The organism is Bradyrhizobium sp. USDA 3364, from assembly GCF_054056355.1.
In genome coordinates this window covers 1,293,098-1,319,670 of the sequence record NZ_JBSRYG010000002.1, presented here as the reverse complement: position 1 = coordinate 1,319,670, position 26,573 = coordinate 1,293,098, and the positions used below count along the sequence as shown (strand labels likewise).

The 26,573-nt window shown below is 58.2% G+C and carries 22 protein-coding genes and 1 pseudogene; 14 read left to right on the top strand and 9 right to left on the bottom strand.

The window, feature by feature from the left end; all coding sequences use genetic code 11:
* Window positions 1-1,201: 1,201 nt before the first annotated feature.
* Window positions 1,202-1,549, top strand: coding sequence for a (2Fe-2S) ferredoxin domain-containing protein (locus ACVILL_RS06230; protein WP_050420686.1), 348 nt, complete (start codon window positions 1,202-1,204; stop codon window positions 1,547-1,549).
* Between the two features lie 106 nt (window positions 1,550-1,655).
* On the opposite strand, the gene ACVILL_RS06225 is transcribed toward ACVILL_RS06230, so the two are convergent.
* The 3 genes from ACVILL_RS06225 to ACVILL_RS06215 form a co-directional block, all read right to left on the bottom strand.
* Window positions 1,656-1,910, bottom strand: coding sequence for a hypothetical protein (locus ACVILL_RS06225; RefSeq protein WP_456728289.1), 255 nt, complete (start codon window positions 1,908-1,910; stop codon window positions 1,656-1,658).
* Window positions 1,911-2,112: 202 nt separating this feature from the next.
* Window positions 2,113-2,856, bottom strand: a complete 744-nt coding sequence (locus tag ACVILL_RS06220) for an OmpW/AlkL family protein (RefSeq protein ID WP_456728288.1) — start codon at window positions 2,854-2,856, stop codon at window positions 2,113-2,115.
* A gap of 448 nt (window positions 2,857-3,304) precedes the next feature.
* Entirely contained in the window at window positions 3,305-3,718 is a 414-nt protein-coding gene (locus ACVILL_RS06215; protein WP_456728287.1) for an ArsC/Spx/MgsR family protein, read from the bottom strand.
* Window positions 3,719-4,279: 561 nt separating this feature from the next.
* On the opposite strand from ACVILL_RS06215, the gene nifH reads away from it, so the two are divergent.
* The 8 genes from nifH to ACVILL_RS06175 all read left to right on the top strand — a co-directional run bounded on the left by nifH (window position 4,280) and on the right by ACVILL_RS06175 (window position 12,142).
* Window positions 4,280-5,164 carry a nitrogenase iron protein gene (gene nifH / locus ACVILL_RS06210; RefSeq protein ID WP_050403050.1) on the top strand — a complete coding sequence of 295 codons (885 nt, stop codon included), beginning with the start codon at window positions 4,280-4,282 and terminating at the stop codon, window positions 5,162-5,164.
* A gap of 149 nt (window positions 5,165-5,313) precedes the next feature.
* Window positions 5,314-6,024, top strand: coding sequence for a nitrogen fixation protein NifQ (locus ACVILL_RS06205; RefSeq protein WP_456728286.1), 711 nt, complete (start codon window positions 5,314-5,316; stop codon window positions 6,022-6,024).
* 371 nt (window positions 6,025-6,395) lie between these two features.
* The gene (gene nifV, locus ACVILL_RS06200) at window positions 6,396-7,577 is read left to right on the top strand and encodes a homocitrate synthase (RefSeq protein WP_456734186.1); all 1,182 of its coding nucleotides are present in this window, start codon (window positions 6,396-6,398) and stop codon (window positions 7,575-7,577) included.
* Between the two features lie 485 nt (window positions 7,578-8,062).
* Window positions 8,063-8,404: a nitrogenase stabilizing/protective protein NifW gene (gene nifW, locus ACVILL_RS06195; RefSeq protein ID WP_050402987.1), complete on the top strand. Its 342-nt coding sequence runs from the start codon at window positions 8,063-8,065 to the stop codon at window positions 8,402-8,404.
* Window positions 8,405-8,698: 294 nt separating this feature from the next.
* Window positions 8,699-8,830, top strand: coding sequence for a hypothetical protein (locus ACVILL_RS06190; protein WP_456728285.1), 132 nt, complete (start codon window positions 8,699-8,701; stop codon window positions 8,828-8,830).
* A 547-nt stretch (window positions 8,831-9,377) separates the two neighbouring features.
* On the top strand, window positions 9,378-10,487 hold the full coding sequence (locus tag ACVILL_RS06185) for an electron transfer flavoprotein subunit alpha/FixB family protein (RefSeq protein ID WP_050420689.1): 1,110 nt from the start codon (window positions 9,378-9,380) through the stop codon (window positions 10,485-10,487).
* An 11-nt stretch (window positions 10,488-10,498) separates the two neighbouring features.
* The gene (locus ACVILL_RS06180; RefSeq protein WP_456728284.1) at window positions 10,499-11,806 is read left to right on the top strand and encodes an FAD-dependent oxidoreductase; all 1,308 of its coding nucleotides are present in this window, start codon (window positions 10,499-10,501) and stop codon (window positions 11,804-11,806) included.
* 39 nt (window positions 11,807-11,845) lie between these two features.
* The gene (locus tag ACVILL_RS06175; protein ID WP_157348532.1) at window positions 11,846-12,142 is read left to right on the top strand and encodes a ferredoxin family protein; all 297 of its coding nucleotides are present in this window, start codon (window positions 11,846-11,848) and stop codon (window positions 12,140-12,142) included.
* Between the two features lie 183 nt (window positions 12,143-12,325).
* Here the strand turns inward: ACVILL_RS06175 and ACVILL_RS06170 are convergent, their stop codons facing one another.
* Together ACVILL_RS06170 and ACVILL_RS06165 are read right to left on the bottom strand one after the other, a co-directional pair.
* Window positions 12,326-12,874 (bottom strand): carboxymuconolactone decarboxylase family protein, encoded by a 549-nt coding sequence (locus ACVILL_RS06170; RefSeq protein WP_456728283.1) that lies wholly within the window; start codon window positions 12,872-12,874, stop codon window positions 12,326-12,328.
* A 6-nt stretch (window positions 12,875-12,880) separates the two neighbouring features.
* Window positions 12,881-13,435 (bottom strand): peroxiredoxin, encoded by a 555-nt coding sequence (locus ACVILL_RS06165; protein ID WP_456728282.1) that lies wholly within the window; start codon window positions 13,433-13,435, stop codon window positions 12,881-12,883.
* Window positions 13,436-14,280: 845 nt separating this feature from the next.
* Here ACVILL_RS06165 and ACVILL_RS06160 point away from each other — a divergent pair.
* Window positions 14,281-14,478 carry a Ulp1 family isopeptidase gene (locus ACVILL_RS06160; protein WP_456728281.1) on the top strand — a complete coding sequence of 66 codons (198 nt, stop codon included), beginning with the start codon at window positions 14,281-14,283 and terminating at the stop codon, window positions 14,476-14,478.
* A 379-nt stretch (window positions 14,479-14,857) separates the two neighbouring features.
* On the opposite strand, the gene ACVILL_RS06155 is transcribed toward ACVILL_RS06160, so the two are convergent.
* The 4 genes from ACVILL_RS06155 to ACVILL_RS06140 form a co-directional block, all read right to left on the bottom strand.
* Window positions 14,858-15,448, bottom strand: a complete 591-nt coding sequence (locus ACVILL_RS06155; protein WP_456734185.1) for a DUF2478 domain-containing protein — start codon at window positions 15,446-15,448, stop codon at window positions 14,858-14,860.
* A gap of 28 nt (window positions 15,449-15,476) precedes the next feature.
* On the bottom strand, window positions 15,477-16,673 hold the full coding sequence (modC, locus tag ACVILL_RS06150; RefSeq protein WP_456728280.1) for a molybdenum ABC transporter ATP-binding protein: 1,197 nt from the start codon (window positions 16,671-16,673) through the stop codon (window positions 15,477-15,479).
* A complete protein-coding gene (locus ACVILL_RS06145; RefSeq protein WP_456728279.1) occupies window positions 16,670-17,197 on the bottom strand; it encodes a hypothetical protein in 528 nt (175 codons plus the stop codon). The genes modC and ACVILL_RS06145 overlap by 4 nt, the downstream gene beginning before the upstream one ends.
* A 450-nt stretch (window positions 17,198-17,647) precedes the next feature.
* The gene (locus ACVILL_RS06140; RefSeq protein ID WP_456728278.1) at window positions 17,648-18,718 is read right to left on the bottom strand and encodes a cytochrome-c peroxidase; all 1,071 of its coding nucleotides are present in this window, start codon (window positions 18,716-18,718) and stop codon (window positions 17,648-17,650) included.
* 1,746 nt (window positions 18,719-20,464) lie between these two features.
* On the opposite strand from ACVILL_RS06140, the gene ACVILL_RS06135 reads away from it, so the two are divergent.
* The 4 genes and pseudogenes from ACVILL_RS06135 to ACVILL_RS06120 all read left to right on the top strand — a co-directional run bounded on the left by ACVILL_RS06135 (window position 20,465) and on the right by ACVILL_RS06120 (window position 26,472).
* Window positions 20,465-20,803, top strand: a complete 339-nt coding sequence (locus ACVILL_RS06135; protein WP_456728277.1) for a hypothetical protein — start codon at window positions 20,465-20,467, stop codon at window positions 20,801-20,803.
* Window positions 20,804-21,835: 1,032 nt separating this feature from the next.
* The gene (locus ACVILL_RS06130) at window positions 21,836-23,431 is read left to right on the top strand and encodes a hypothetical protein (RefSeq protein ID WP_456728276.1); all 1,596 of its coding nucleotides are present in this window, start codon (window positions 21,836-21,838) and stop codon (window positions 23,429-23,431) included.
* 187 nt (window positions 23,432-23,618) lie between these two features.
* Entirely contained in the window at window positions 23,619-23,864 is a 246-nt protein-coding gene (locus ACVILL_RS06125) for a hypothetical protein (RefSeq protein ID WP_244485016.1), read from the top strand.
* Window positions 23,865-24,650: 786 nt separating this feature from the next.
* A pseudogene (locus tag ACVILL_RS06120) lies at window positions 24,651-26,472 on the top strand (NEL-type E3 ubiquitin ligase domain-containing protein).
* Window positions 26,473-26,573 lie beyond the last annotated feature (101 nt).

The following is a 26,573-nucleotide window of genomic DNA, read 5'->3' as shown; positions in this document are numbered from 1 at the left end:
GCGTATCATTTGGCTGTTGTTCAAGTTGGCTGAGGGATTTTATCGGAGGACGAAATCGTCGCTCCTAAGCGTTGGTGCAGATGGGTATTATGCTCTCTTAGCTTGTCAGAGCAAACGGCAATCCAACGCCTTGCTGCCGGGCGCCAGCGGGCTCTGCCGTACCAACAAAAGGTTGCTCTTACATCAACTCGCCTAATGGATCTCGCAGGCGGGACGTGCTTCTTGCAGCCGGTCGATAGAACATGTTCAAGAAATGTCCTCGGCGGCTGGAAGTCCGCCGAGGACACCGTCTGGGCTGCGAGAATGGGGAGACCCAGACTGACAGGATCGTTTGGGAGGAAGAATGACGATCCTGTGTCAGAAGCTTTTGGCCGTCAGCGACAGCTGGCTTATTTTCTGCGCTGCAATTGCGATGCCAAACGCCTCAATGCGACCTCTCAGCGAGTGGCGCCGCGATCTTCGGGGGCCGCCGGTTTACGGACGCATGCATGAATGAACACGCGTTCGCTGTTCGGCATTGAGGCGGCAAGTGCGCCTTGACGGTATCGTGGAGGGCTGTGGGCGCGATCCAGGACCGCTGTGTTGCCGGTTTCGTGACGGCCGATCAAGTCCGGGCAGCTTAAGCTATAGCCTTGAACGCGGGTCCGCGTTCACTCTGACTGTCGGGGCGTTTGCGCCAGGCGCTATCCTGTTGAGGTAAACAATAGATCGGAAACAGCGGAGCGCACATCATGCGTGCGAACGGCTGGAGCAGAATGGGGGGCGTCAAACGCGAAGCCAACGATTGTCCTGTCCAGAACAGAAGAGAAACGACATTGTCGGAACTCCAGCATCAACGATGAGGAGCGCCTCAGCAGAACAAGAGATAGTCGTAAAAACGCGAGGATTCTGCATTTGGTGTGGAACTTGCTTTGCAGCAATCGGATGGTTGAGCAATGTAGGAGCAAAGAGATTGCGATGGTAGGAGAAGACGTTGAAACGAATCAGGAAGCTTGTGCCAGACGTGAGTCATCTGTGGCTGATCTTCAGCGTTTACAATTAGTGTTATGTTCGCTCATTTCGCCGGCGTTCGCAGGCGAGCATCGAAATCAGTAGCATCAATCTATCGATGCGGCGTTCGACAGCAAGAGACCCTGTGAGGGCGATGCGAGCCCGGGCCATGTCTCTTTCGGATCGCTCGCATTGATCACAGGATAAGCGCATGGACTCAGAAACCGAATTCGAGCTCCCCCAAATTTATAGGCATCATGTCTTTGCCTGCAACACGCAGCGTCCGCCCACTCATCCGCACGGCAGTTGCGGCGCCTCTGGCGCGCAAGCATTGTGGGATCGAATGGGCAAGGCGATCGAAGCGCAAGGCCTTAACGATATCGGTTTCACGATGGCTGGCTGCCTCGGCTATTGTAACTCCGGTCCCTTGATGGTCGTCTATCCTGACGGAATCTGGTACCGCGCGACTACGCCGGAAGACGTCGACGAAATCCTGGAATCCCATCTCAAGCAGGGTAAACGTGTCGACCGCCTCGTGATGGTGCTAAAGCGCAGCTAAACGCCTTGCTTCGCGCCGCTTGGCCGGGCAATCAAGCATGGACAGCTTCTCCGTCGATGAGCTGTTCCCTCGGTACGTCGGTCGGCTCAGGATGACCGGGTGGCCCTCAGGCGTCAGGACGTGCGAACAGCGCGTCATGGAGCTTGTCGTTATGGCGCTCTTTGAGATGTTCGGTGAGACTGGCCCAGATTAGAGCGCTGCTCGTGCCCGGGCCCTGAACCTTGAGCGTCAACTCCCTTGTCAGACTATCATTGTCACGGCGCAGCGCGGCGCCTTGAATTTTCAGACCCGATCGGCAACTGGCACGGTCGCAACGGCTGACAAAGCAAGAACGTGTTTCTTTCGATGGCTGTTCGATCAATCTGTTCGCGTCACTTAATACTGTCCCTACGCAGCACGCCGCAAGCGCAAGGTGCGGATGGCGCTCACGATCTTCGCGAGACGACGCGTCTTTGACACGCCATCTCGCTCGCGGATGAACTGCGGTGCGGTTGAAGGACGCGCTCGATGGCTCGCCGCGTCCGGATTGATCAACCTTGTCTTCTCTGGATCCTGTTCTGACGTCAGAACTTGTAAGCGATGCCGCCGCTGATGAGCCATGGGTCGATATTGGCGCGCCCGGAGACGGGAATCGCATTGTTTACGGTCGCAGAATAGTCTGGCCGCAGCCACAGCTTCTTCACGTCGAAGTTGAGGCCCCAATGACGGTCAAGCATGTAATCGAAGCCAAATTGGACCGCCGCGCCGAACTGGTTGCTGATGTGCAGATCCGTCACGGTAAGGCCGGCGAGCGACGTATTGGCCGCCGACTGATTGAAGAATGCGGTGTAGTTGATGCCTGCGCCGATATAAGGCTTCAGTGGGCCGAAATCGTTGAAGTGATATTGCAGGGTCAGCGTCGGCGGCAATAGCCAGGCTTTGCCGATATCGAGTCCATTAAGCGTACCAGTGCCGCTGATGTGATGGCGGGTCACGCCGAGAATGAGTTCGGCCGCGATGTTCTTCGTAAAGAAATAGGTGATGTCGAGCTCCGGTATGGCTTGATCGCTGATCAACAGACCGGAGTTGGGAGAAGACAGCGAAGGTACCCCGGAGACGTGGACTGAACTGCCTGCAGTATCCGGGAAAACGCCGAGCACTCGCAGGCGGATCATCCATGGATTGAACGGTTCGATCGGGGGTGCTTTGTAATAAACCGGCGCCGGGCCGAGATCTGCAGCCTGTGCCGAGATGCTGGCCAGCGAGATCGCGAGCGTGAGGAGCGACGTCGTCGTCAGAATTGTTCTTGTTCTCATCGAATTCTCCATTCCAAAAGTCGCGCGATAAGGCGCGCGAGATCTCTGTCACACATGACAAGCGGCGGAGGATTTGATGCGGATCAAAATAGTGGCGGGCTCACCAGAATTATGCGGCTGAGTTGCATAAGAAGCACGGCTAAAAGCGTCGTTGTCTTTGCTTGATAGCTGTTCGAGTCATAGTCCGTGCTGAGTCCAATCTCTTCAGGGGAGTGTTTGTTGGCTTGATGCCCCGGTCCAATCCATGACCGTTGGGCCATGCAGAATCAAAGTGGCAATGCAGCGACCCTGCACATTGCAGGGCCGGTAGAGGCAGCATTCACCCGAGGCGCAATATCGGCAGATCCGTGTTACGGAACAGCCAGCTTGGCCTTCTCAGCGAGGGTCCGAGTCGGCGGTCACGAACCAAGCCGGAAGCAGAAAAATGTTGTTCTTCGCATCAAAGCCTTCTGTGCTAGCCTCACGTTTGCGGACAGCGCGTCTCGTTTGCGTCATGCACACATCCCTCGAGATCATCTGGGGTCTTGCGGCCAAGCAGCGACAGCACGAGCTCATGATCGAATCCGGCGCATCGTGATCCATCGACGTCGATCAGAGGTCTGCGTATCAGGAGCGGATCGTCTAACATCAACGCCAGTGCGCGCTGGGCGTCAATCATGGCGGGATTGACTTCGCCTGATTTGATACGGGGGGCCGCTTGATTGAACCAGGAGGCAACCGGGGTATTGCCGAAGAAGCGGCGCAGTTCTTGCGAAGCCCACGGCTCCATCAAAATATCTTTGGCTATGATGTCGTGACCGGCAGCGTTGAACGCTTGAATCTGGCGCGCATTGGTCGCGCAGCCGGGCTTTCGATAAAAGGTGATTGTCGCCATGTCATACCTATGTTGGCAGCGCTGAGCTGAACGATGGCCATGTCGCTGATGCGTTCGACGCCCATTCGATGGTCTTGCCGATTATCTTCAATGTCAGTTGGCTAAGCGCCGCTGGCATCCGCTGTCCGGTCAGTCTGGATCGCAACCGACATTGTCGCACCGCTCAAGTCCCAGAAAGCCGGTTCACGAGTGGAGTAGCAAGTCCCATTCCGTGGCTGAAGATATGGGACAGCCGATGCAAATGGGCTTCGCGTCAGCGGTTGCCGCTCTTGTTCGTTTTCCGACAGCCGCGCTGACCGATAGGTTCCAAGACAGCCAGGCGCACTTGCGGGCAGGTGGCTTTTTAAATGTAATCAAAGACTTGGGCAGCGCTTACGAGCGTTGGCACGGCGGTTGCTAATATCGGGCAGCAACACTGAGTGAGGGCTGAGTGCACGCCGACGCGTAAGACGAGCGATGTGCTCCTTCCCTTGAACCCGTGTGCCCCGTTTCTGAGAGAGAGAAACAAGCTCGCGCGTCAGAAGCGCGCAACTTTTGGCAAATCGGTTGATGGAGAGCAACATGTCTTCACTAAGGCAAATCGCGTTCTACGGAAAAGGTGGCATCGGCAAGTCGACGACTTCCCAGAACACGTTGGCGGCGCTGGCCGAGATGGGTCAGAAAATCCTGATTGTCGGGTGCGATCCTAAAGCGGACTCGACCCGCTTGATCTTGCACGCCAAGGCGCAGGACACGATTCTGAGCTTGGCGGCGAGCGCCGGCAGCGTGGAGGATCTTGAACTCGAGGACGTGATGAAGGTCGGCTACAAGGACATCCGCTGCGTGGAGTCCGGTGGTCCTGAGCCGGGCGTCGGCTGCGCCGGTCGTGGCGTTATCACTTCGATCAACTTCCTCGAGGAGAACGGCGCCTATGAGAACATTGATTACGTATCCTATGACGTGCTCGGCGACGTCGTTTGCGGAGGCTTTGCGATGCCAATCCGTGAAAACAAGGCGCAGGAGATCTACATCGTGATGTCCGGTGAAATGATGGCCATGTATGCCGCCAACAACATTTCGAAGGGTATCCTGAAATACGCCAACTCGGGCGGTGTGCGGCTGGGCGGCCTGGTCTGCAATGAACGACAGACGGACAAGGAGTTGGAACTGGCGGAGGCGCTGGCCAAGAAGCTAGGCACTCAGCTGATCTACTTCGTGCCGCGCGACAACGTGGTCCAGCATGCCGAACTCCGCCGCATGACGGTGCTCGAGTATGCGCCGGATTCGAAGCAGGCCGATCACTATCGCAATCTCGCTACCAAGGTTCACAACAATGGTGGCAAGGGTATCATTCCGACACCGATCTCCATGGACGAGCTCGAGGACATGCTGATGGAGCATGGCATTATGAAGCCGGTCGACGAATCCATCATCGGCAAAACTGCCGCCGAACTCGCGGCCTCGTAAAGGTCGTGAGTCGCGGCCTTGTGAAGGCGCGCGACGGATGCCGGCCTCCCTCACCCCCCATCCGGGGAGGCCGGCATTCTGATCAGCGCTCCCGGACGGGACCAGGACGCGGCGAGGCAAACCTGGCCGCTATAGAGACCCACAAAATCATGTCCGAAGTGCACTTCCTTCCGTTTATGGCTGCTTGTGAGCCTGATGCGAGCAGTTCCAACGGAATTGTAGCCTACCGCCTCCTCACCGGCGTACTTCCTGCGGATGCCGACATTGCCAGTGACAGTTATTTCGACCGCCACGCTTTGGCATCTATTCTGGCGGCTGCCACGATGGATGGTGGCGCTCTTCCGGAGAAGACTGGCCTATCGGGCGATGAACTCGCGGCTTTGCTCGCGCAGTACTTTCCCTCACTTGAGGTCGAACTTCCCGATGAGCTCCTGAGGTACAAATGCAACGAGAACGACGAAATCGCAATGGTGCGCGATCTTCTCCTGAAGCACCGCTCGACGGAAGGAGATCTCGGCCGCTGGCTGGCTGCCATGATCGCCCGACGAGCCATCGAACCAGACCATCTATGGGAAGATCTCGGATTGCGCAATCGTGACGAGCTCTCTCGGCTGCTCAGCCGTCACTACGCGCCGCTCGCCGCGCGCAATGTCAACAATATGCGTTGGAAGCGTTTCTTCTATCGCATGCTTTGCGAGGATGAAGGCCTCGCGACGTGCACAACACCAGTGTGCACGCAATGTAACGACTTCAATCTTTGTTTCGGCGAAGAAAGCGGTGAGAGCCGGATGGCCGAGCGCCGGCGCGACCAGTTGCTGGAGGCGGCTCGCCAGCAGGTCACCGCTGATTGGCCCATCTGACTTGCCACAAATGTTCTCGTGCGTTGCAGCGCGACAACGCTTCCAGGATCTGGCGATCCCCGCAGCATGTCATCGTGCGGATAAACGCCGCTTTAATGCGAGCAAGTGACCATGGATCCAAGACATGCCGGCCTGAATTGCTCCGGGACCAATCGCCAACATCGCGGCGCGCTGCAATCGCCTTGGCTTTCGAACTCGACCTGGGAATGGCAAAAGCGCCCGTTTCATGAGCCAGTCGCGTTTGCGGCAATCCGTTGGCGGGAGGAGGTTAAGGAAGGAAGCGTAGATTTTCAATCCGTTGGCAGGGATAGCGCAGTGGCGTGCGGGTTGCTGAAGGGGATGTGGTCAAGGATAAGGGGGCAGCCTGCGTGATCGCCTCTAGCGAAGAACCCTCATGGTTCGATCAAGAACGCGCGAAGCCGACCGTCCTTAACGATACGACGCTAAGGGACGGGGAGCAGGCGCCCGGTGTTGCGTTCACCACGAAGGAAAAGCTGGCGATCGCGCGGGCGCTTGCGCGGGCCGGGGTCACGGAGATCGAGGCGGGAACGCCCGCGATGGGCAATGAGGAAATCACAGCAATCCGCGCCATTGTCGAAGCAGATCTTCCGCTGACGACGATAGGCTGGTGCCGGATGAGGAAAGCGGACGTCGATGCGGCGATTGAAGCCCGGGTGTCCATGATCAACATGTCGATCCCGACTTCCGATGTGCAGATCGCAGCCAAGCTCGGTGGTCATCGCAGCCTGGCACTGGAACAGGTGAGGCAATTGGTCGGCTATGCTCGTCAGAAGGGGCTTCAAGTTTCTGTTGGTGGCGAGGACGCTTCGCGCGCCAACGTCGAGTTTCTGATCCGGCTGATTGCAGTCGCAAAAGCCGCGGGCGCGTGTCGTTTTCGTGTTGCAGATACGCTCAGTGTGCTCGATCCCGACGCAACCTACGCGCTGGTCAGGAAACTGCGTGTGACCACCGACTTGGAACTCGAATTTCACGGCCACGACGATCTCGGACTCGCAACCGCCAATACACTCTCAGCCATCAAAGCTGGCGCGAGCCACGCTTCGGTGACCGTCATCGGGTTAGGCGAGCGGGCCGGAAATGCGCCGCTCGAGGAAGTCGCGGTCGCACTCAAGCAGCTCTACGGGCGCGAGACCGGCATCATATTTCCGGAGCTCGAGAACGTCGCCGCACTGGTGGCTGCGGCAGCCGCGCGTGCCATTCCTCTGAATAAGGCCATCGTTGGAGAGTACGTATTTACGCACGAATCCGGCATTCATGTCGATGGCCTTTTGAAGGATCAGCGCACCTATCAGTCGCTTGATCCGGCTTTGCTTGGCCGCCGCAACCGCTTTGTGATCGGCAAGCATTCCGGACTTGCGGCGATTACGGCGTTGCTCGATGAACTCAAGCTGGCCGCCAGCGCCGATCAAGCCAGACAGATCCTGTCGCAAGTTCGCAAGCATGCGATCGAGCACAAGCTGCCAGTCGAGCGCAAAACGGTGGCGGCGATCTGGCGCGACGTGTGCGGATGCCCAGCCAGCCAAAGCGGGTGAAGAGCCGTGCTTAGCAACGTTTGCGCCGACTATTCGAGAGACCAAGTGTGTCGCAAGGAGGCCATCCGATGCCACTGACCGGCGCAAAAATGCCCCTCTTCCTCAGGCCAGTTCGCCGGCCGCAAATCTCCGCTCCAGTTATTGCGGACCATTCCAGCATACATGCTGTGATCTGCAATCCAGCAGCGAGCGGTCCGCGGACTGCCAAGCGACGTCTTCTCTTGAGGCTGCCGTCCCGCCCGACCACCGGTCCGACGAGCATCAGCACCGATTGCGGTTTGGCCGTTCATGCCCCTTCCTCATCCGGGCTGACGTCGGCGCCAGCCGAACCTGCAGATCTGGAGAGCGAAGTTGAGCGCCTCGGCGTTCCAGGGGCGGGCGTTGGCGATGCGCACCCGCTGTGCGACGTAGAACCGCGGCAATATCATCAGGCGCTAAGAGTATCTTATTTGGCGTCCGAGAGCTGATCCAAAGGAGACCTTTCAATGATCAACTCATCCCCGGCAGCCCCTATCCTGGACCGGCTTAGCAACGCCTCGTCGGCAGAGGAGTTCTTTTCGCTGCTTGGCGTCGATTATGATCCGAAGATTGTAAATGTCGCGCGCCTTCACATCCTAAAGCGCATGGGACAATATTTCGCCAAAGAGCAATTTTCTGGCGCCACAGAGCCGGAAATCAGAGCTCGGTGCAAAGCGATGCTGGAGCAGGCTTATGCTGATTTCGTGGCATCGCCGCCGATTGATCAGCGAGTATTCAAGGTTTTGAAGGACGCGGTTGCAGGCCCAGGCAAACCGACAGCTTTTGTCCCGTTGAGCGAGCTGAAGTGACTTCGCGCTCCGCCGTAATGAGGTGTTCTCTAACGATTGCCGTGCGGTCTGAAAGCTCCTTCATCCGGATCATCTCTCCGCCAGCCATGACTCGAGCGACGCTGTCGCATTCCCGACCCATGTCCGGACTGATCGTGTCCAATGCCCTGAGCGAGCATTTAAGTTTCTGTCAAATCATTGCTTCCGCCGGACTTTTGATGGTTCTTGCAAGTGGTACGACACTTGCTGTCGTCGTGCCTATCCCGTCATCGATGCTGACAGATGGCGGTCGTCCGAGATGAAAAAGGAACACCTATGACGCTGCTTCTACCGCCTGCCGAGCGATGCGGCATGATCTCGCGGCTCACGCTCGCGCCCGGTCCGTTCGATATGGCCTTTGATGCGAACGAGGCCGACACCGACCGTGAGATGGTGGTCAGTGGCTAAGTCGTCCGTTGCGCAACATCTGGAGAGGGCATGTACATAGTCGTCAGCGTCGAGCGAGTCCGCGGATGCGCGCAAAGTGGAATTCGTCGCAATGCGGATAGCAACATGCGTCCGGCGGAGGCGCCAAGCGCGGCCGATGCAAGGTGCCGGGGCTGGAGGCTGACCACGCAGTGCATGACAGGTGCGCAGATCCGATCGCTTTGGTGGGCGCACCCGGTGCAGAGCGCTGGGCCGAAAGCGAGGCGCCGATACTGCAGAGCAGGCGGACGCAACAACTCTTCCGGGCACAGATGCCGTAGCGGCGTCGCGGGCACCGTGGCGCTTGTCGAACCGAGCGCGCGAGGCACTACCGTCGAGGACATCTCTGGCTCTGGCCCGCCCGGAGCGTCTACGTCGATGACGAGTTTTACTGCCTGGTCGGTTTGCACTAAGCGGGCCGTGCAGCCGATGAGCCGGCCACCTGCTGATCAGAACTGATCCTCAGTCAACTGAATCTAGATACAAACCTGTGGCGCGGGCGCGCGTATTCTTGAGGGGACTTTAAAGCATGAGCAATGTCACCAAAACGGCTGTGCCTGCGGCGGCCGGCCGGGCAGCAGCCAAGAAGGAACTGCCGGAGCACTTTAAGGCCTACAAGCATGTCTGGGTTTTCGTCGAGCTGGAGCGCGGCCAGGTGCATCCGGTTTCCTGGGAGCTCATGGGAGCGGGGCGCAGGCTTGCCGACAAGCTGAAGGTGAATCTCGCCGCGGTCGTTGTCGGCCCGGAGGGGCAGTCCACCCGTAACGCCGCGCTTGAATCTTTTTGCTATGGGGCCGATCTGACCTATCTCGTGAGCGACAACGTTTTGGCGGATTACCGTAATGAATCCTATACCAAGGCGCTCACCGAACTCGTCAATACCTACAAGCCCGAGATCCTGCTGTTGGGCGCGACAACGCTGGGGCGCGATCTCGCGGGTTCCGTGGCGACGACTTTGTCAACGGGACTCACTGCCGACTGCACCGCGCTCGATGTCGACGCCGATGGTTCTCTTGCGGCGACGCGTCCGACCTTTGGCGGCTCGTTACTCTGCACGATCTATACCTTGAATTATCGTCCGCAGATGGCAACAGTGCGCCCGCGGGTCATGCCGATGCCTGAGCGCGTCGAACGTGATGCTGCCCGTATCATCGTCCATCCGCTCGGCCTTGTCGAAGACGATATTGTCACGAAAGTTCTGTCGTTCCTCCCAGATCGTGATTCCGAGACATCAAATCTAGCCTATGCCGACGTCGTGGTTGCGGGTGGCTTGGGACTGGGATCGCCTGAGAACTTCCGCCTGGTGCGCGAGCTCGCAACTCTTCTTGGCGCTGAATATGGCTGCTCGCGTCCTCTGGTGCAGAAGGGGTGGGTTACGTCTGATCGGCAGATCGGTCAGACCGGCAAGACGATCCGGCCAAAGCTCTATATTGCGGCCGGTATTTCCGGCGCGATCCAGCACCGGGTGGGTGTCGAGGGGGCGGATCTGATCGTCGCCATCAATACTGACAAACGTGCTCCGATCTTCGACTTCGCCCATGTTGCGATCGTCAGTGATGCCATGCAATTGCTGCCGGCGCTGACGGCGGCATTTCGCGCTCGGCTCTTGCCGAATTCGCGCGCCCGGATCGCGGTCTAGAGGAGATTATGATGATTGAAGAGAGGTTCGATGCCATCGTGGTAGGAGCCGGTATGGCTGGTAACGCGGCGGCGCTGTCCATGGCCAGGCAAGGCATGAAGGTGCTGCAGCTCGAGCGCGGCGAATATCCTGGATCGAAAAATGTGCAGGGCGCAATCCTCTACGCGGACATGATGGAAAAGCTAATTCCCGAGTTTCGCGAAGAGGCGCCGCTCGAACGTCATCTGGTTGAACAACGGTTCTGGATGATGGACGACCGCTCGCATGTCGGGATGCATTACCGCTCGGACGACTTCAACGAGGAGCGGCCGAACCGTTACACGATCATACGCGCGCAGTTTGACAAATGGTTCTCGTCAAAGGCGCGCGAAGCCGGCGCGACCGTGCTCTGCGAGACGACCGTGACGGAGCTCGTACGCGACGAGCGTGAAAGAATTGTCGGCGTTCGTACAGATCGCCGCGACGGCGAAATACATGCCGATGTCGTCGTGCTCGCTGAAGGGGTCAATGGTCTGCTTGGGACGCGCGCGGGCCTGCGCGCGCGGCCGACACCCGATAACGTTGCGCTCGCCGTCAAGGAAATGCACTTCTTGCCTCGCGAGACTATCGAAGCGCGTTTCAATCTTAAGGGCGAAGAAGGCGTCGTGATCGAGGCGGCGGGCACCATTTCCCGCGGTATGACCGGAATGGGTTTCATCTATGCCAACAAAGAGTGTATTTCGCTGGGCATCGGTTGTCTCGTCGCCGATTTCCAGCGCACCGGCCAGACGCCCTACGGCTTGCTCGATCAATTCAAAAGGCATCCCTCGGTGTTGCCTCTGCTCGCAGGTTCCGAAGTCAAGGAATATTCGGCGCATCTCATCCCTGAAGGAGGCTACAAATCGATCCCGCAGCTCTACGGGGAAGGCTGGGTGGTCGTTGGCGATGCGGCGCAACTCAACAATGCCGTTCATCGCGAGGGGTCCAATCTCGCGATGACCTCAGGTCGCATAGCGGCCGACGCGATCGGCCTGGTTAAATCGCGCGGCGAGCCGATGACAGCGACAAATCTGTCGCTCTACAAGAAGATGTTGGATGAGTCCTTCGTCATCAAGGACCTCAAGAAGTACAAGGATTTGCCGCCCCTGATGCATACTCACTCACAAAACTTCTTTCTCACCTATCCGCAGCTCATCTCTAAGGCAATGCAAAACTTTGTGCGGGTCGATGGTACGCCCAAGGTTGAGAAGGAGAATGCGACCTTGAAATCCTTTGTCAAGGCGCGCTCATGGACCGGTCTGTTCGGCGATGCATGTCGTTTTGCGCGAGCCTGGCGCTAATTATCAACAGTGTGAGTTCCAACTATGGAAGGACAAAGTATGGATGCCGAGCCCTCGGTGCGCGTGGAAGACAAGCTGTATTACAACCGCTACCTTGTCGACATTGGTCGTCCGCACGTCAAGGTTCGCGCACACACGTCCCCATCGCCGCAGCTAGTCGCGCTTTTGAAAGCGTGCCCCGCGCGATGTTATGAGCTGAACGATGAGGGGCGGGTCGAGGTGACTGTCGACGGCTGTATCGAGTGCGGTACCTGCCGGGTGATCGCCGAGCCCACCGGCGATATCCAGTGGAGTTACCCGCGCGGCGGATATGGGGTGCTGTTCAAGTTTGGCTGAGGATAAGGTGAGGATGGAACGAAGCCGTGGTACGAACCGCCCCTAAGCGTCGGAACATTAGCATATTCGCGCGTTCCGCCTCTGGCACGGGCGCGAGCAATTCGAGCTAGGCACGTTTCAAGGTAACCGGTGTGGCGATACGGAACGGCGCCACACCCTATCGATCGGATGGCAGAGGAGAAATCAGCCCGTTGCCTGGGATGAGCTCGGCCGAGCGGCCTCGATTGCAGTCGCCACTGATTGGACGATCGCAGCAGATCGCACGGCGGAGAGGATCACTCCGGAGCTGATTCCCGCAGCTCGCAGTGTCTTCTCGTGGGCATCGATACAAGCACCGCAGCCGTTTATGGCGGACACAGCAAGCGACCATAGCTCGAAATCAGACTTGTCAACACCTGGACTGCCAATCACGTTCATGCGCAGCCGTGGCGGCATCGTCTTGTATTCCGGATTGGAGGCCAGGTAAACGAAGCGGTAGTAGACATTGTTCATCGCCATCACAGCGGCGACGGATTTCGCTGCGGCGATCGCCACGGGCGTCATGACGGCGGCCGCGGCGGATTCCATTGCGGCAATTACGTCTGCATTGCGGGTGGCAATTGCGCTCGCCAGCAGAAGCCCGTATTGCCGCTGCGGAGAGAGTGTCTCATCGGCCATCAGGGAAGTCAGATTGAGCCTGACGTCCTTGGCGAAATCGGGGATCTTTTCGTTCAATTGTTCAATCGACGACATGCTGCCTCAAGCGACCTTCAGGACTTCGCCGCCGATTTCGCGATTGCAGGGACAGAGCTCGTCGGTTTGGAGAGCGTCCAGCACGCGCAGTGTGTCCTTGGGGCTGCGTCCGACGTTGAGATTGGTCGCGTAGACGTGCTGGATCGTGTTGGCGGGGTCAACAATATAGGTGTAGCGATACGCGACCCCTTCGGGGGAACGCACACCAAGGCCATCGACCAAGGTCCCCTTCGTGTCGGCAAACTGCCAGATTGGCAGATTTTGCAAGTCGACATGTGAGCGTCGCCACGCAAGCTTGCAGAACTCGTTGTCAGTCGAGCCCCCCAGTATCACTGCATCGCGGTCAACGAATTCCTTGGAAAGCCGGGCAAACTCGGCGATTTCGGTCGGACAGACGAAGGTAAAGTCCTTGGGATAGAAGAAGATGATCTTCCATTTTCCTGGAAAGCTAGCTTCGGTCAATGTCTCGAATGCACTCTGCCCATCTTCGTCGTGCGCGTGAAAGCCAGGCTTCACGCCTGTGATCTCGAACGGCGGCAATTGACTTCCAATTCCAAGCATGCGGTCCTCACACGTTTGTTTTCCGGACATGGTGACCACGCTGATGAAGCAAACGATATGCCATCAGTTTCAAGAGCCGATTGTCCCTAGTTGCGCCGCGCAGCGGCTTGGCTGCAGATTTCCCCTCGCGCATTAAGCCCGCTCGAAACGGCAGGAGCTCACCAAGCTGCAAGGATTTGCCGCACCTGAAACGGGAATGATAACCGACCAGGCTCGCGGCGGCAGCAACGAAGGCATGAAGTCTACGTAGCGTCAGGTTGCAGAGTTTCAATCGTACATAGGGCATGGCTCTGAGGCTTCGTGAGCACGAGGAGAGGCTTCAGTATGTCAGGTCCTTTAATGGTGCGCGGGAGTATGTTCTGTGCAGGTACGACCCGGTTGGTTGTAGCTAATGTGAGACGTAAACTGAAGGGTCGAGACAAAGCAGAATCTGCAGTGCCAATAGCAGATCCGGGGGGGCCAGCGGCAATGGCGCGGCCCGCTTTCTGTCGCGATGTGCCGCATGCGACCCCAGCCGGGCGGGTGGCCGAACGCCTTGCTTTTCGAATGACAAGTATCTGGCTTTCGTTTCTCTTGGTTGTTTTGAGGATATCCAGCAAGCACCTATTGCCTTGGAGGCCGGAGCGCCCTCTGCAGCAGCCAGGGCCGGGCAGATAAGAGTGATGCGTGCGCCCAGAGAGGAGCGCGAGGACAGTCGCTTTTGTTCAATTTGACGAGCTTGGCGTCCGGCTTCCTTAGGCCGGAGGCTCCGTGATTAGTGCACCGGAGCGCGAGCTGGTGCAGCTGTGAAGAGTCATCTCATCAAAGGAGAATGGTGTGGAACCGGTCTATAACGATCCGAACTATTGGATGTTGGTACGCTGAGCAGCAGGAGTTGCAGCGCGCGCAACAAGAAGCAGAGGTCGGTCGACTTCCTGTTCTTGCCGGTCAATGATGCCAGCGCCACGGACCTCGATCACCGCGGCTCCCATTGGTCGTTGTTGCTGGTGGACCGCCGCGATCGCGGCAGGCCGGTTGCCTACCACTACGACTCCGCGCGCTGATAAAACGACAGACCTGCAGCAATGCTCGTAGCGCGGATGGCTGCAAGACGCCTCCGTACGCCAGCAGAGGAACGGCTATGATGCGGCGTCTTTGTGGTCGACGGGACGCAGGCGCTGGTCAGGCGGTTGGCGGGAAGACGGCAGCCAGATCTGAACCTTAGCGACCTCGTCGTCGATCGGCAGGCACTGCAGAACAGACTGAGGGGCTGATGTCGGCTTCAACCGAATAGCGCGCGCAGCTGCTTGAACTGCGACTCCCCGCCGATTAAACGTCCGCAATCGGAGCGTTCGCAAAGCATAATGCATCATGGTGTCTCGTAACGAGGAGCGGAGGCCCGAGCTAAGGCTTTTTTCAGAGACGGCGAAGGAGCCCGACGGGCTATTTCGGAGCGGACGTATCCGCTGGTCGTATAGTCGTCATCAAACGCTCCGGTATCATAGTGCCTAAATAGTCGCGGCTCGGGAGGAAAGCCCAGCTGTGTCCTAGGCGCGAGGGGAAATCGCGCCACCATCGCTGAACGATTTGGCGATCGCAAAGTAGCAACGTGCCAACATCACCCGTGCAAGTTCGCCGGGCGGCAAGGCATGTAACTAGAACGGCTATCCTAGGTGGTACGCCACGGCCAATTGGGTCCACGAATTCGGCGCGCAGGCTGCCGCCAGCTGCTTGCTGCCGGCAAAATGTGCTCGTCGCGAGGAGATTGACCAGGTGGCGAAGCGCTCGGGAAACGATAGCTGCGGCCTTCGCAAGTCCATTTATATCGAGCTTATAAGACAAGACTGCGCTGCCGACTTGCTCGCAAATCGAGATTTGTTGCCCTGACGTAATGTCCCCTGCGACCAAGCAGGGCGTACCGTGTGCGCCCGTCAAACGTCGCCAGATGATGCCGCCGACGCGTACGCCTCGCCGCGCGAGATTCTGGGCCAAATCGCCCTGCTGCATATCTACATTGTCTGGCCAGTCGAACACGGCCGCAATATGCTTCGGATCTATCTCATCAAGATTGCCGCTCACTGTCGCACTCCGATTGCTGTTCGTTTCTCGTATCGGCGCTCGTCTGTCGAACGCCTCCTGCTGATGTGGAAGGCCTTACGAGCAACCGCTCTGGGACTACGACCGGCAAGGCGCGCGCGACCTCGGCGAATACGTCAGTGCCATTGCTGAGCCGTAGCGCATCAAAGGAGCGACGCGGGATGCGGGCCAGAAGCGGTACGCCCGAACGGCCAGTTTCGAGAGCCAGGACCAAGGTGACCTCGGCATCGTCGAACGGCAGAGAAGCCTTGATGCGTGCCGGAAAAACATTGAGGATAGAGCTGGCGCGCGGTGGCTCGCAAGCGATGCTGACATCGTCGGCTGCGACGCGCAGCCGCAGCTGTGCGCCCGGCCTAAGAGGCGCTCCAGGGATCAACAGGCGCGCTCCTTTGAGGCGGAGGATGACGAGCCCATAGCGCCCGTCATAGCCGCCGACCACGGTATCAAGGCAGACCGCCGCATCGCCGCGCGCGGCAAGCGCCGGGGCGCTCTGAACGACGTTGAGTGGCCCGGCCGCAGTCACAATGCCATCTTTCATCATGACGAGATGATCGGCAAAGCGCTCGATGTCAGCCATGTCATGGCTGACATAGATCATGGGCAATGGGAGCTTTTCCCGCATGAGCTCGAGAAATGTCAAAATTTCGCATTTGGCGGAGCGGTCGAGCAAAGTGAGCGGGTCGTCAAGCAAAAGTAGTCGAGGTTGTGCTAGCAGCGCACTGCCCAGGGCAAGGCGCTGTCGCTCGGCGCCAGAAAGATGCGATGGCGAACGCTCGAGCAGTGGGGTAAGGGCGAGCAATTCGACCACCCCATCAAAATCGATCAGTGTCGGTTTCGATTTCGATGCGTTGAACAGAAGGGTACGCTTGACGGAAAAATTAGAAAAAAGAATTGGGCGCTGGAATACATAAGCGACCGGACGCAGATGAGGCGGCCGAAACGTCGTTTGATCTTGCCAAATCTCGCCATCGATTGCGCAAAATCCACCCGGCAGACGCTGCACGCCGGCGATGCAGCGTGCGACCGCGGTCTTGCCGCAGCCAGGCGGGCCGAAAATTGCCGTGACGCCTTTCGCGGGTACGCTAAATTGGGCCACTAACGGGATGTTTGCGATAGAGCCGTTGAAGGCGAATTCGATAAAGCCAGGTTTTGCTTCTCTCACGTGCCCGCGCCTGTGATGTATCTTTCTACCAAGATCACGAGCAGAATCGCCGCGATCACCATGCCTCCGAGAGTCCAGACTGTTGCGTTCCAGCGCGGTGTCTCCTCCCCAAGGGGGACATAACGCGTGGCTGCGGCATTACAGATCGATGGTGTCACGATAAGCGGCTTGTTGAGTATCTCCGAGCCGTCGATGATCGAGGTAATCGGACGCTGCCCTGCGCGCTTGCCGATCACGCAGGGAGAGCCCAATTCCAGCATCGTGGAATGCTCAGCCGGCTTGGCCGGGTGGCCGAGGGTGTTCGTTGCAAGCTGAATTGGCGCCGCTTGTGATGTTTGACGGGAAGGCTGTCGGCTCGCGCCAGAGCTCAAGATTGGCTCTGCGGCCGAAATCCCCTCCCATGACGCCACAGCTTTGGTAGCAGATGTGAAGGCTACGCCGGCGCCCAAAATCGTGGCTTCTGCGCTCCCGGGTGCAAGCAGCATCAACGTCAGATCGATCAAGATCAACCGAATAAGCCTCATCTTTGACTCCGGGTCCGCTGCGGCCGCCTTCTTCGCGCCAGCACGTTAGTCCTTGCCCAGCAATCCGCGTGCCGTTGCTGGGAATATGGTGCGCGGCTGGCGTGACAAAGGGGCTTCGCATCGGTCTCAGCCCGACGTCAAAGATGGTCGTATCTTATGGTAGGGTTTTGGACGATCGCGTCATCAACCGCACATGCAGGGCGATGAGATGGAAGCGGGGCGGGGTACCATCGTCACTTGCGCTTTGGAAACGGTGCGTTGGCGAACAGGCGACCGTCAAACTCGCTAATAACGCACAAAGCGATATGATCCAGTTTGTCAGACCTGATCCTCCGGAGGAGAAGGTCGGCTTATTCGCAACCTGGGGGGCTTGACTTGGAGGTCTAGAAGCTTTCGTGCTCGAGCTCCTGCGTTCACGCTAATCACACGGAGTGTCGCGATCGTGACGGCCTATTTGTCTAAAGAGGGCCTTGGGGTGACGTTGGTGCGTGTGGGCAGTATCGGATAGTCGATCTTCGGAAACTGCCCGGTAAGCGAGTTTAGAAAGGCGACAATTTCGTCAGTTTCTTTGTCACTCAGTTTTATACCGAGTTGAACCTCACTCATTACGCCAACCGCTTGTTTGAGGCTCCAGACCTGACCGGAATGGAAGTAGGGAGACCGCAATGCGACGTTACGCAATGGCGCGGAGCGGAAAACATACTCATCGTTAGGATTCTTAGTGACGGCAAAACGTCCCCTATCGTCTCTCGGAAGCAAGTTTGCGGCGGGCCTTTCAATCACGCCGAACGGGAAGTAATCCTGTCCACCGACATTAATTCCGTTGTGGCAAGAGGAGCATCCCTTTTCGATGAATAGCTTTAGCCCGGCTTTCTGGTGGTCACTAAGAGCATATCCATCGCCCTCAAGGTACTGATCGAAAGGGGCGGCGGGTGTGATCAAGGTCGCCTCGAAAGCCTCGATGGCCTTGGCAAAATTTGCAAAGGTAACGGGCGCCGCATCGTTGGGGAACGCCTTACTGAACATAACGACATATTCCGTCATTGAATTCAACGTGCTGAGCACGCGATCGGGCGTCGCATTCATTTCGACTCCGGCCTGGATAGGTCCCGCGGCCTGCGCCTTGAGGTCTGCCGCGCGCCCGTCCCAGAACTGTGCCACGTTGAAGACCGCGTTGAAGACGGTTGGCGCGCGACGTGTACCCTGCTGCCAGCGATGACCGATCGAAGTCGGACCGGCATCTACCCCGCCCATCCCAACGTTATGACACGTGTTGCAGCTAATGACCTCGCTCGCCGAAAGCCTCGGATCGAAGAACAAGGATTTGCCAAGGGTGACCTTTTCGTGAGTGATCGGGTTGTCCTTGACCGCTGGAACCATTGAGGGGATCGGCTTGAATAGTCGCCTGGCGGCGCTCATTAGATCATCATTGGCACCTGCCGCTGACGAAACCAGAATGGCAATAGCCACGACAAATAGCTTGCCTACGATGTAAAGCCCGTCTGCCGCTGGTTTCCTCATATTAAGCCTCGTTCGTCGTAGATTATGCAATCGCGAACATAGAGCGGTGCGCGCGACTCAGTCCGTCCGAAGAACGACTCGCAGCAATCAACGACGAATGATATCTTCAGCGTTGCGGCTAGGCTGCGCCCAGCTCACGCGCCGAGTAGCAACTGCCGTGCCAACGGGGCTCAAGGCCGAAGCCGCTGAGCTGGGGTCGAGCAGTTGCAAACCTGGAATAGCAGCAAGCAATCTAAGCCTGCGGAATCCACGGTAAGATCATTGGCTCGGACGACGAACAAGCCAGCCGACTCGGCGACAACTTCTCGCCGATCGTCCCAGCGGGTGTCCTTTGCGCCTTCAATCTCAACACCAAGCCGAGCGATCATCGACCAACACCGGTGACGTGTCGTACACTGCAACGGTGAAGCGTGCAGCTGGCGGGAGTTCGTCCACAATGCGGATGTGCCTGTCTCAGGGCGTATTTATGCTCGCTAGACGCTCAAAATGCTTGAATCGATCGTAGCGTCAGGTTGTAGGCATTGCGAAGTAGAACTCTCGCACCAGGGGACGCCACATTGGGAACTAGCTTCGCGAATGTCACAAAGGCTGGAGCGCATTGCGCGCGCTGCAAAGCGCAACCGACCTCTCGGTCTTCGCAGTGAACGTGTTGCGCGTAGTGAGACGATGATTCGGGAGACCGTAATGATTGCGGCGGCGCCACGACGGCTGCTGCCGAGCTGCCGCCTGGTTCCTGGAAAACAGATGATGCTCGTTGGGAAAATAACAATAGTGAAGGATATGCGGCTTAAGAAGGGTTTGGTGAATCAAGAGCGACGAATGGGGTGGACCTACAACGGCCGCTGCGCAACTACCCTTGCTGCGATCGCGATCGCAGCCATGTGGTGCACAGGATACGCATGCGCGCGAGATCGGCGGGCCGAAGAGGTCCTCACGTCGTGCAGACCAGACGTAATGCGCTTCTGTGAGCGCTTCACAGGACGGAGGGATGTAGACGCAGCCATGTTTTGTCTTAGGGACAATTTCAAAAGCTTGGGCGTCGAATGTCGCCGCGCGATGCCAACTGCGGCGGACAGAAACGGCGGACCGAAACGACGCCTCAATAGAGTTCCGATCGTCCTTCATCGAGAGTGAGCCGTCCGAGCAGAGGTTACAGAGGTAGACGCACGGTGCCGTGTTCCAGGCTGATTGGCGCCGGACTTTGACCAGCTTGCTGTTCGAAAGTCTATCGCGCTGGAACGTCACGCTACCGAGTCGGAGCTCATCCAACCGCGGCACTGGACTTCGATCGACCTCATTCGGCGATCGACTGGGCCATCACGCGTGTTACGAGGTCATGGTGCGCTCTGAGGTTCGATGTGCTACTACGGCGGATGCCGGCGCTGCAGTCCGTTCGTCGGACAAGGCAACCGCGAAGTTACCGCCGTCTGGCTGGAAATGGTCCGACGAACGAATCCGGTTCAACGACGGAAGTCGTCAGGCCGCACATCGTTCAGGAATTCGTGTTGTCCATTAATATGGCGTTGTTGTCGGCGGCCTAGCATTTCCAGCAGGTGACCAGATCGACTATGCTTGGCAAAAGATCGCCGGAATGCTCGCGTCGGGCACATTCGATCGCGCTCTTCCAGATATCGTCGCCTTTGGATTAGGTTGGGCTGGAGAGTGCGAATCGAGCCGAGAAACTGCTGAGGTTAGCTCCCAATCGAATTCGAGAAGGAACTGCTTGATGCCATTGCGGCGTTTTCGATGGGCGCTTCAGAGGAGCCGCTTGGCGGGGGCGTGGTGCTCTTGGTCGAATTCACTTTAGGGTTCAAGGCCAAAGGAAACGTCGTCGACAAGAGCCGCTCAAAGGCAGACAGCTGTTCGAGCAGGTGCTTCTCAATGCCCTTGCGCTCTGCGCCAGATAGGCCCGTTTTAAGTAACCGACGGCAGCGCCAGATCTCGTTCCGCAGCCACCTGATCTCACTTAATCTATCGTCGATCGAAGTCATTGCAGATGTAGTTCACTTTGCCATTCGAGCATTACGCACGCGGATCGTCATGAGTACCGGTGCCGCCGCATTCATGTCGAATAATTCCGTCTGAGGACTTGCGACTTCCCACCCGTTTCTCCGCAGATGTGGCGAGCAGTTGGATTGGTACAAGGCTCCTGTTAATCGATATCACCTTGCGGCCCGCGTCTAACGAAAAATCGTGGCAGTTCCACGGGTTTTCACTGCGCCGTGATGGCGTATCTTGCACAATTCCTGCGCTCTACAATTTATTTGTGCGTATCAGATACCAAGGATGGTGAGATGCTAAGTCACGTCCGGCATTAGGTGGCTTTAGCATGAGCTGGTAAAGCATGGCGCATGTCGCGAAGGTCTTTATAGCACCAAAACCTACAAGCGTCCGGTGGCTTTGTTGATTGTCCAGGCTGGGCGCGACCTGAGGGCCCTCATCCACAGCATGGGAAATGGGATGGCGAAAATGTTCTCCCTATGGGGAAGGGTGGGGCGGGCCTGAGCGCGACCGACGGCGCTCGCGAACCGATCAAACAAAGCGCATGAGCCAAGGGTGGAATCGCAGCTATCGACGGCAAATGTAGCTGGACGCGGTGTCGAGCTGAATAGCCACTCCACCGGAAATCGTTGCAATCGATATCCGCCTTGTACAATCCGCCTGCGCCTCAGGAGGTCGATTTACAGCTTGAATCTCACGCTGCGACAGGTTGTAGACTTGCCGATGCATCAAGACAAAGCTCGGGATGGGGCGCGCGTCGACGGCTCATTGGCAAATCGAGATGAGGGGGAATGGCTGGCTGATTGCCAATCTTGTTCACGCGATGGCCAGGAAGGGCAGTTGCACCATCGCCACGGGAACGCTGGGCCAGCCATTGTCAAGGGCTGGCAAATGGTGTCGCCATATGGCTGGAACGATGAAATGAAACGGGCAGCAAAATGTGGTTGGCCACAACTGCAATCACGTTGTTTGGTCGCGCAGGGCAAGTGCGCAGAGTGAACAGCCCGGCGCTCGCAGGCAGATGCTGCAAAGAGCGTGGACGATTAATATCCAGCCAGAGACGATGACTGCTTGCATATAGCCGCAGGGTGCTTCGATGAAAGCTCGGAAGGTCTTATGTCCGTTCAAACTAGTCTCACGACGGCGTTAAGCGAAATCGATCGCGCTGTCGGCATTGTTGAATTCTCGACTGCAGTCGTCAGGCGCGACAAGCAACTGTACAAGGCGGACCTGCCGGTGTTTCTGCAACAAGCAGCCGTTGAGTTTCAATCCAGATTTCTACCGAGTTTCGAGGAAAGCATCCGTGCAGAGAAATCGTGGGGCTATGCGACGACATGCAATGCGGTGAGCCGAAGGGCTGGAGGTCAGGCGGGTCGGGATACTTGCGAGAGAATAGCTTCTCGCGTGTCGCAGCTGGACCATGCTCTGATGAAGAAGATCGGTATCAGGGCGCTTTCCATATTTGCGGCATCATTCGGCAGGCACGCCAGGAGAGCGGAATGTCGCCATGGGGCGGTCCGAATAGCCAAATTTTGTCGCGAGGAAAGCAGATCGCTTCAAGAATTGAACAATCTCAGCCTGGCAGGGCTGATAAACGGCTTCAGCAAGTGGCCGGAAGGGAGTGACTTTCGACAGGCCGCGGTTGCAATCGCGGGCGAGGTCATCCGCCGAGCGGGCAGCCACCATCAGCTCTCTGAATTTAGACAGCAAGGCTTGGTGAGCCTGGTAAACGGATTTAGCAAATGGCCAGAAGAGGCGGCCTCGCGCCAAGCCGCGACCACGCTTGCACTGGAAATCTTGCGGCGCCCCCGCCGGGTCGCCGATTTCGCTCAGCAGGGGTTGGCCATCCTTGTAAACGGTTTTAGCAAGTGGCCTGAGGAGTTGCCCTGTGGTCAAGTCACCGTCGCGGTTGCAATCGAAGTGCTTGGACGTGCGACGCGGCTCCACGAGTTCAGCGAGCAGGATCTGGCGAATTTGGTGAATGGCTTCAGCAAATGGCCAGAGGAGAATGCATCTCGTCAGGCAACAGTCGCGATCGCAAGTGAGCTCCTGCGCCGTGCCGTCCAGCTTCCGCATTATACCCAGCAAGGATTGGCGAACCTGGTGAACGGGTTCTGCAAATGGCCTGAAGATGCGACTTGCCGTAAGGCTGCGGTCGCGATCGCGGGTGAAGTATTTTGCCGTGCTGCTCAGCTCCCCGATCTGACTCAGCAGGGGCTGTCAAACCTGGTGAACGGTTTTAGTAAGTGGCCCGAAGAGGCCGCGTCTCGCCGAGCCGCGGTCGCACTCGCTCGCGAGGTCCTGCGCCGCGCCGCTCAGCTCTGCGAGTTCTCACAGCAGGGACTTGCGAACCTAGTCAGCGGCTTCAGTAACTGGCCGGACGAGCTGCCGTGCGGTCAAGTGACCGTCGTGCTCGCAGGCGAGGTCCTTCGCCGCGCCGATCGGAGGACGGGGCTCTCGGATTTCACTACCCAGGATCTCAGGGGCCTGCTGATCGGCTTCAACAGATCGCCACAAGAAAGTGCCGCTCGCCAAGCCACGATCACGATCGTCAATGAGGTCCTTGGTCGCGGTATCAGGCTCCTTAATTTTACCAAGCTGGAAGCGGAGAATTTGCTGTGTGGCTTTAGCAAGTGGCCGCACTACGCCGCCGGGCAAGGGAGGGTGACCGAGATCGTCAGGGAGCTGCAACTCGCGTCTGAGACCGCGTAGGCCCGTGAGAGGAGAAGCGATGTTACCAGATGGGGCGATCGAGGAAAGAAAGCGCCAGCTAGTGGTGTTCGATACTCATGGGGCGATGCCATGGCACGACAACCCGGAACAATGAGAGGTGTCATAGCTCTATCGGCGACGCCCATATTGTACAATATTGAGCGACTAATCAGAAGGACGTAGATTCGTGAGTCAGGCTGAAAACGACGTCGTCGAGCATATGCTCTCATCATTGACGATCAGCTTGTTTCAGAATCGTATCGCGCCATCCGACGAACAGGTGATGTATCATTTCGGGCTGGCCTGCGAAAGAGCGGGGTTGATCGCGACGGAAGAGGTCGCAATACGGATATTGAAGCGCGTGTCGCGCGAGATCAACCAAGCGCAGTCGGTGCTTGAGTTCGTTGGTCGCGGCGAGGGTTGGCTACACTGAGCGCAACGTAAGGAAATTCGATGCCGACAGTGATGTGCGGTGTCTGTTCGACTCGGGAGGGATCCCCGAGCGGAATCACCGCTTGCTTGCCGCAAGCCGCGAAAGCGCCAGTCGAGCTTGAGGATCATGTCCGCGGTCGTTAGTAGCTGAAGGCTAATCATTCAGGTCGGCTTTGCTGATTGGGTGTGCGCCTTGGCCATCGGTGAAGAGCGAGCGCGTTACGCGCAAAAATCTACGAGCGTTCGGCTCGTCGATCAACACAACGTCTCCCAGGAAGGGGTAGCCTCGACCGCACAGGAGCGGCAACGTCGCCGTCCTGTCAGCATCACGCTGCCGGCGTGCCGCCGCTCGGACACCAAATTTACCGAGCTGGAAACTGTTTCGTTCCCGTCGGACTTTTTGCGGAGCGCTGCGCCTAAGCGTCGAGAAGCATCGAAGGAAAGTTGGGCGGCGCATTGATCATCGCTTCGAGGCTGTCAGCTTGTCGACAGCTATATCTCGTAGGCTGAATGTCCCGAATTGCTGGCAAGGCCGGCTCGATGTGCTCAGGCATGGCAGGAAAGGGGAGATGGATTCCAGTATCAACCCGATCCGCGAGCGAGGCCCCTTGAGATTGGTCCTCGGTCGCCATCGGGCGCAGAGTAATCGCACCAAGCCCTGCGTGGCGACCGCTTCGTGATGTGCTCTCGTCAGCCGATGAAGCGCATCCATAGCGGGGCTCTACCGGCTTCATGATACGCCGCCCCGGTGCATTTGCTTCCTTTAGCAACCGAAGAGACGACATCTGTGAATGCAGAACAGCTTGGCACTGGGGCTCCTTCCGAAGCTTCCGATTGGGAAAGCTCCGAACCAGGGTCACCGGCCGCATCGCAATGGGACGAAGCCTTGACGGAAGCGCAGGCGTCTGCCGACTTGCCGGATCAGGTCTTGACGGATTGGGCTGCCGAAGACGGGCAGGGGCAGCATGAGGATCGGCAGCTGGTGGTAAGTCGAATGAGGGCCTGGAGTGACACGGGCGATCTCAATGAGCCAATAGATCTGTCGTCCCTGTCACTGACCAATTTGGCGGCCCCGATCCCGGCCGGCTTGCGCCGCCTGAATGTCGACGACAATCAGCTGAGCAGCCTTCCCGAAACTCTTCCGGCCAGTCTGCAGCGGCTCTACGCGAACAATAATCGGCTGACCGGCCTGCCCGAGCTTCCGCCCGGTCTGCGGCGGCTCTATGCCATTAGCAATGGGCTGTCCAGCCTGCCCACAGAGCTGCCGCCTGGATTGCGGCGCCTGAATGTCGACAACAATCAGTTATCCAGTCTGCCCGATCGCCTTCCAGCGACGCTTCAGGAGTTGGACGTCTCGGGTAATCGGCTGACGCGTCTGCCCGAGCTTCCAGCCGGGCTCGAGCACCTGAATGTCGACTATAACCAGCTGACCGATCTGCCCGAGCCTCTTCCGGCCGGGCTTGAATGGCTTAGTGCCAGCCATAATCGGCTGACCAGTCTGCCCGAGACGTTTCCGGCCGAGCTGCTATGGCTTGGCGCCAGCAACAACCAGCTAACCAGCGTGCCCGAGACTATGCTGACACAGCTAAGCCGCGACGCGAGTGTTGATCTGGAGAACAATCCTCTGTCCGACGCGGTGCTGGCCGGCCTGGCGACTGCCATGCATGCCGGAGACTATGCCGGCCCGCAGGTTTTCTTCTCGAACACCGCAGGCGCGGTGCAAGTTGAGCCGCGGTCGCTGCAGGAGGTTGTCGCGCACTGGCTCGAGGGCGAGCCGGCAGCAATAACCGCTTGGCAGGCCTTCGCCGAAGAGCCGGGTGCCTTAGATTATGCACGCTTTCTCGACAGGCTCCGCGGCACCGTGAACTATGGTAACGACGCGTTCCGGCACGCGGTCGTCGAAGATCTGCGGCAGGCAGTCATCAGGCCGAATTTACGCGAGCAGTATTTCGAACTGGCCTCCGGAGCGAGCGCGAGCTGCGAAGATCGCATCACTTTGACCTGGAACGGCATGCAGAGCGCACGTGTGAACGCGGATGTCGAGGACGGCGCCTATGACGGACGCCTTGGCGAACTGCTCCAGCACGGCCGCGTCATGTTTCGCTTGGAGGCCCTGGACCGAATCGCGCGCGGGACCGTCAACTCGCTTCGTCGAACCGATCCGGACACGGACGTCGATGAGATCGAGGTCTACCTTGCCTACCAAACCCAATTGCGTGATGCGCTGGAAGCTGCGGCACATCGCTCCCGATATGCGCTTCATGAGCGTCTCTCACGTTACCGGGGACGATGTCGCCAGGGCCGAGACGGCAGTGCGGAACCAGGAAGCGACCGAATTTGCGCAGTTCCTGGCGACCCGATGGCAGCCATGGGAAAGTGTGCTAAGGCGCATCGCGCCCGAAGACTATGCTGAGATGCAGGAACGGCTCGTCGATGCGATGGGCGAGCCGTTTCAAGCCCGCTTGGATCGGCGGCTGGCGGAGGATGGGTTGACAGGCGACGCCGATGCCGAGCGAGTGCTCGGCGCCCAGATACGCAACGAGATCGCCCGCGAGATCAAAGGCGCGGTCATGGACCGGGTGCTCGGGGAGCTCGGCTTCGAGCTATGAGCTCCTCCGCTGGCATCATCGATGCGTCTCGTCGCCCGCAAAGCCCAAGAGGGCAGTTGCCGGTCGCGCGATTGGGGGCGGATGAGCTCAACAACAAGTAC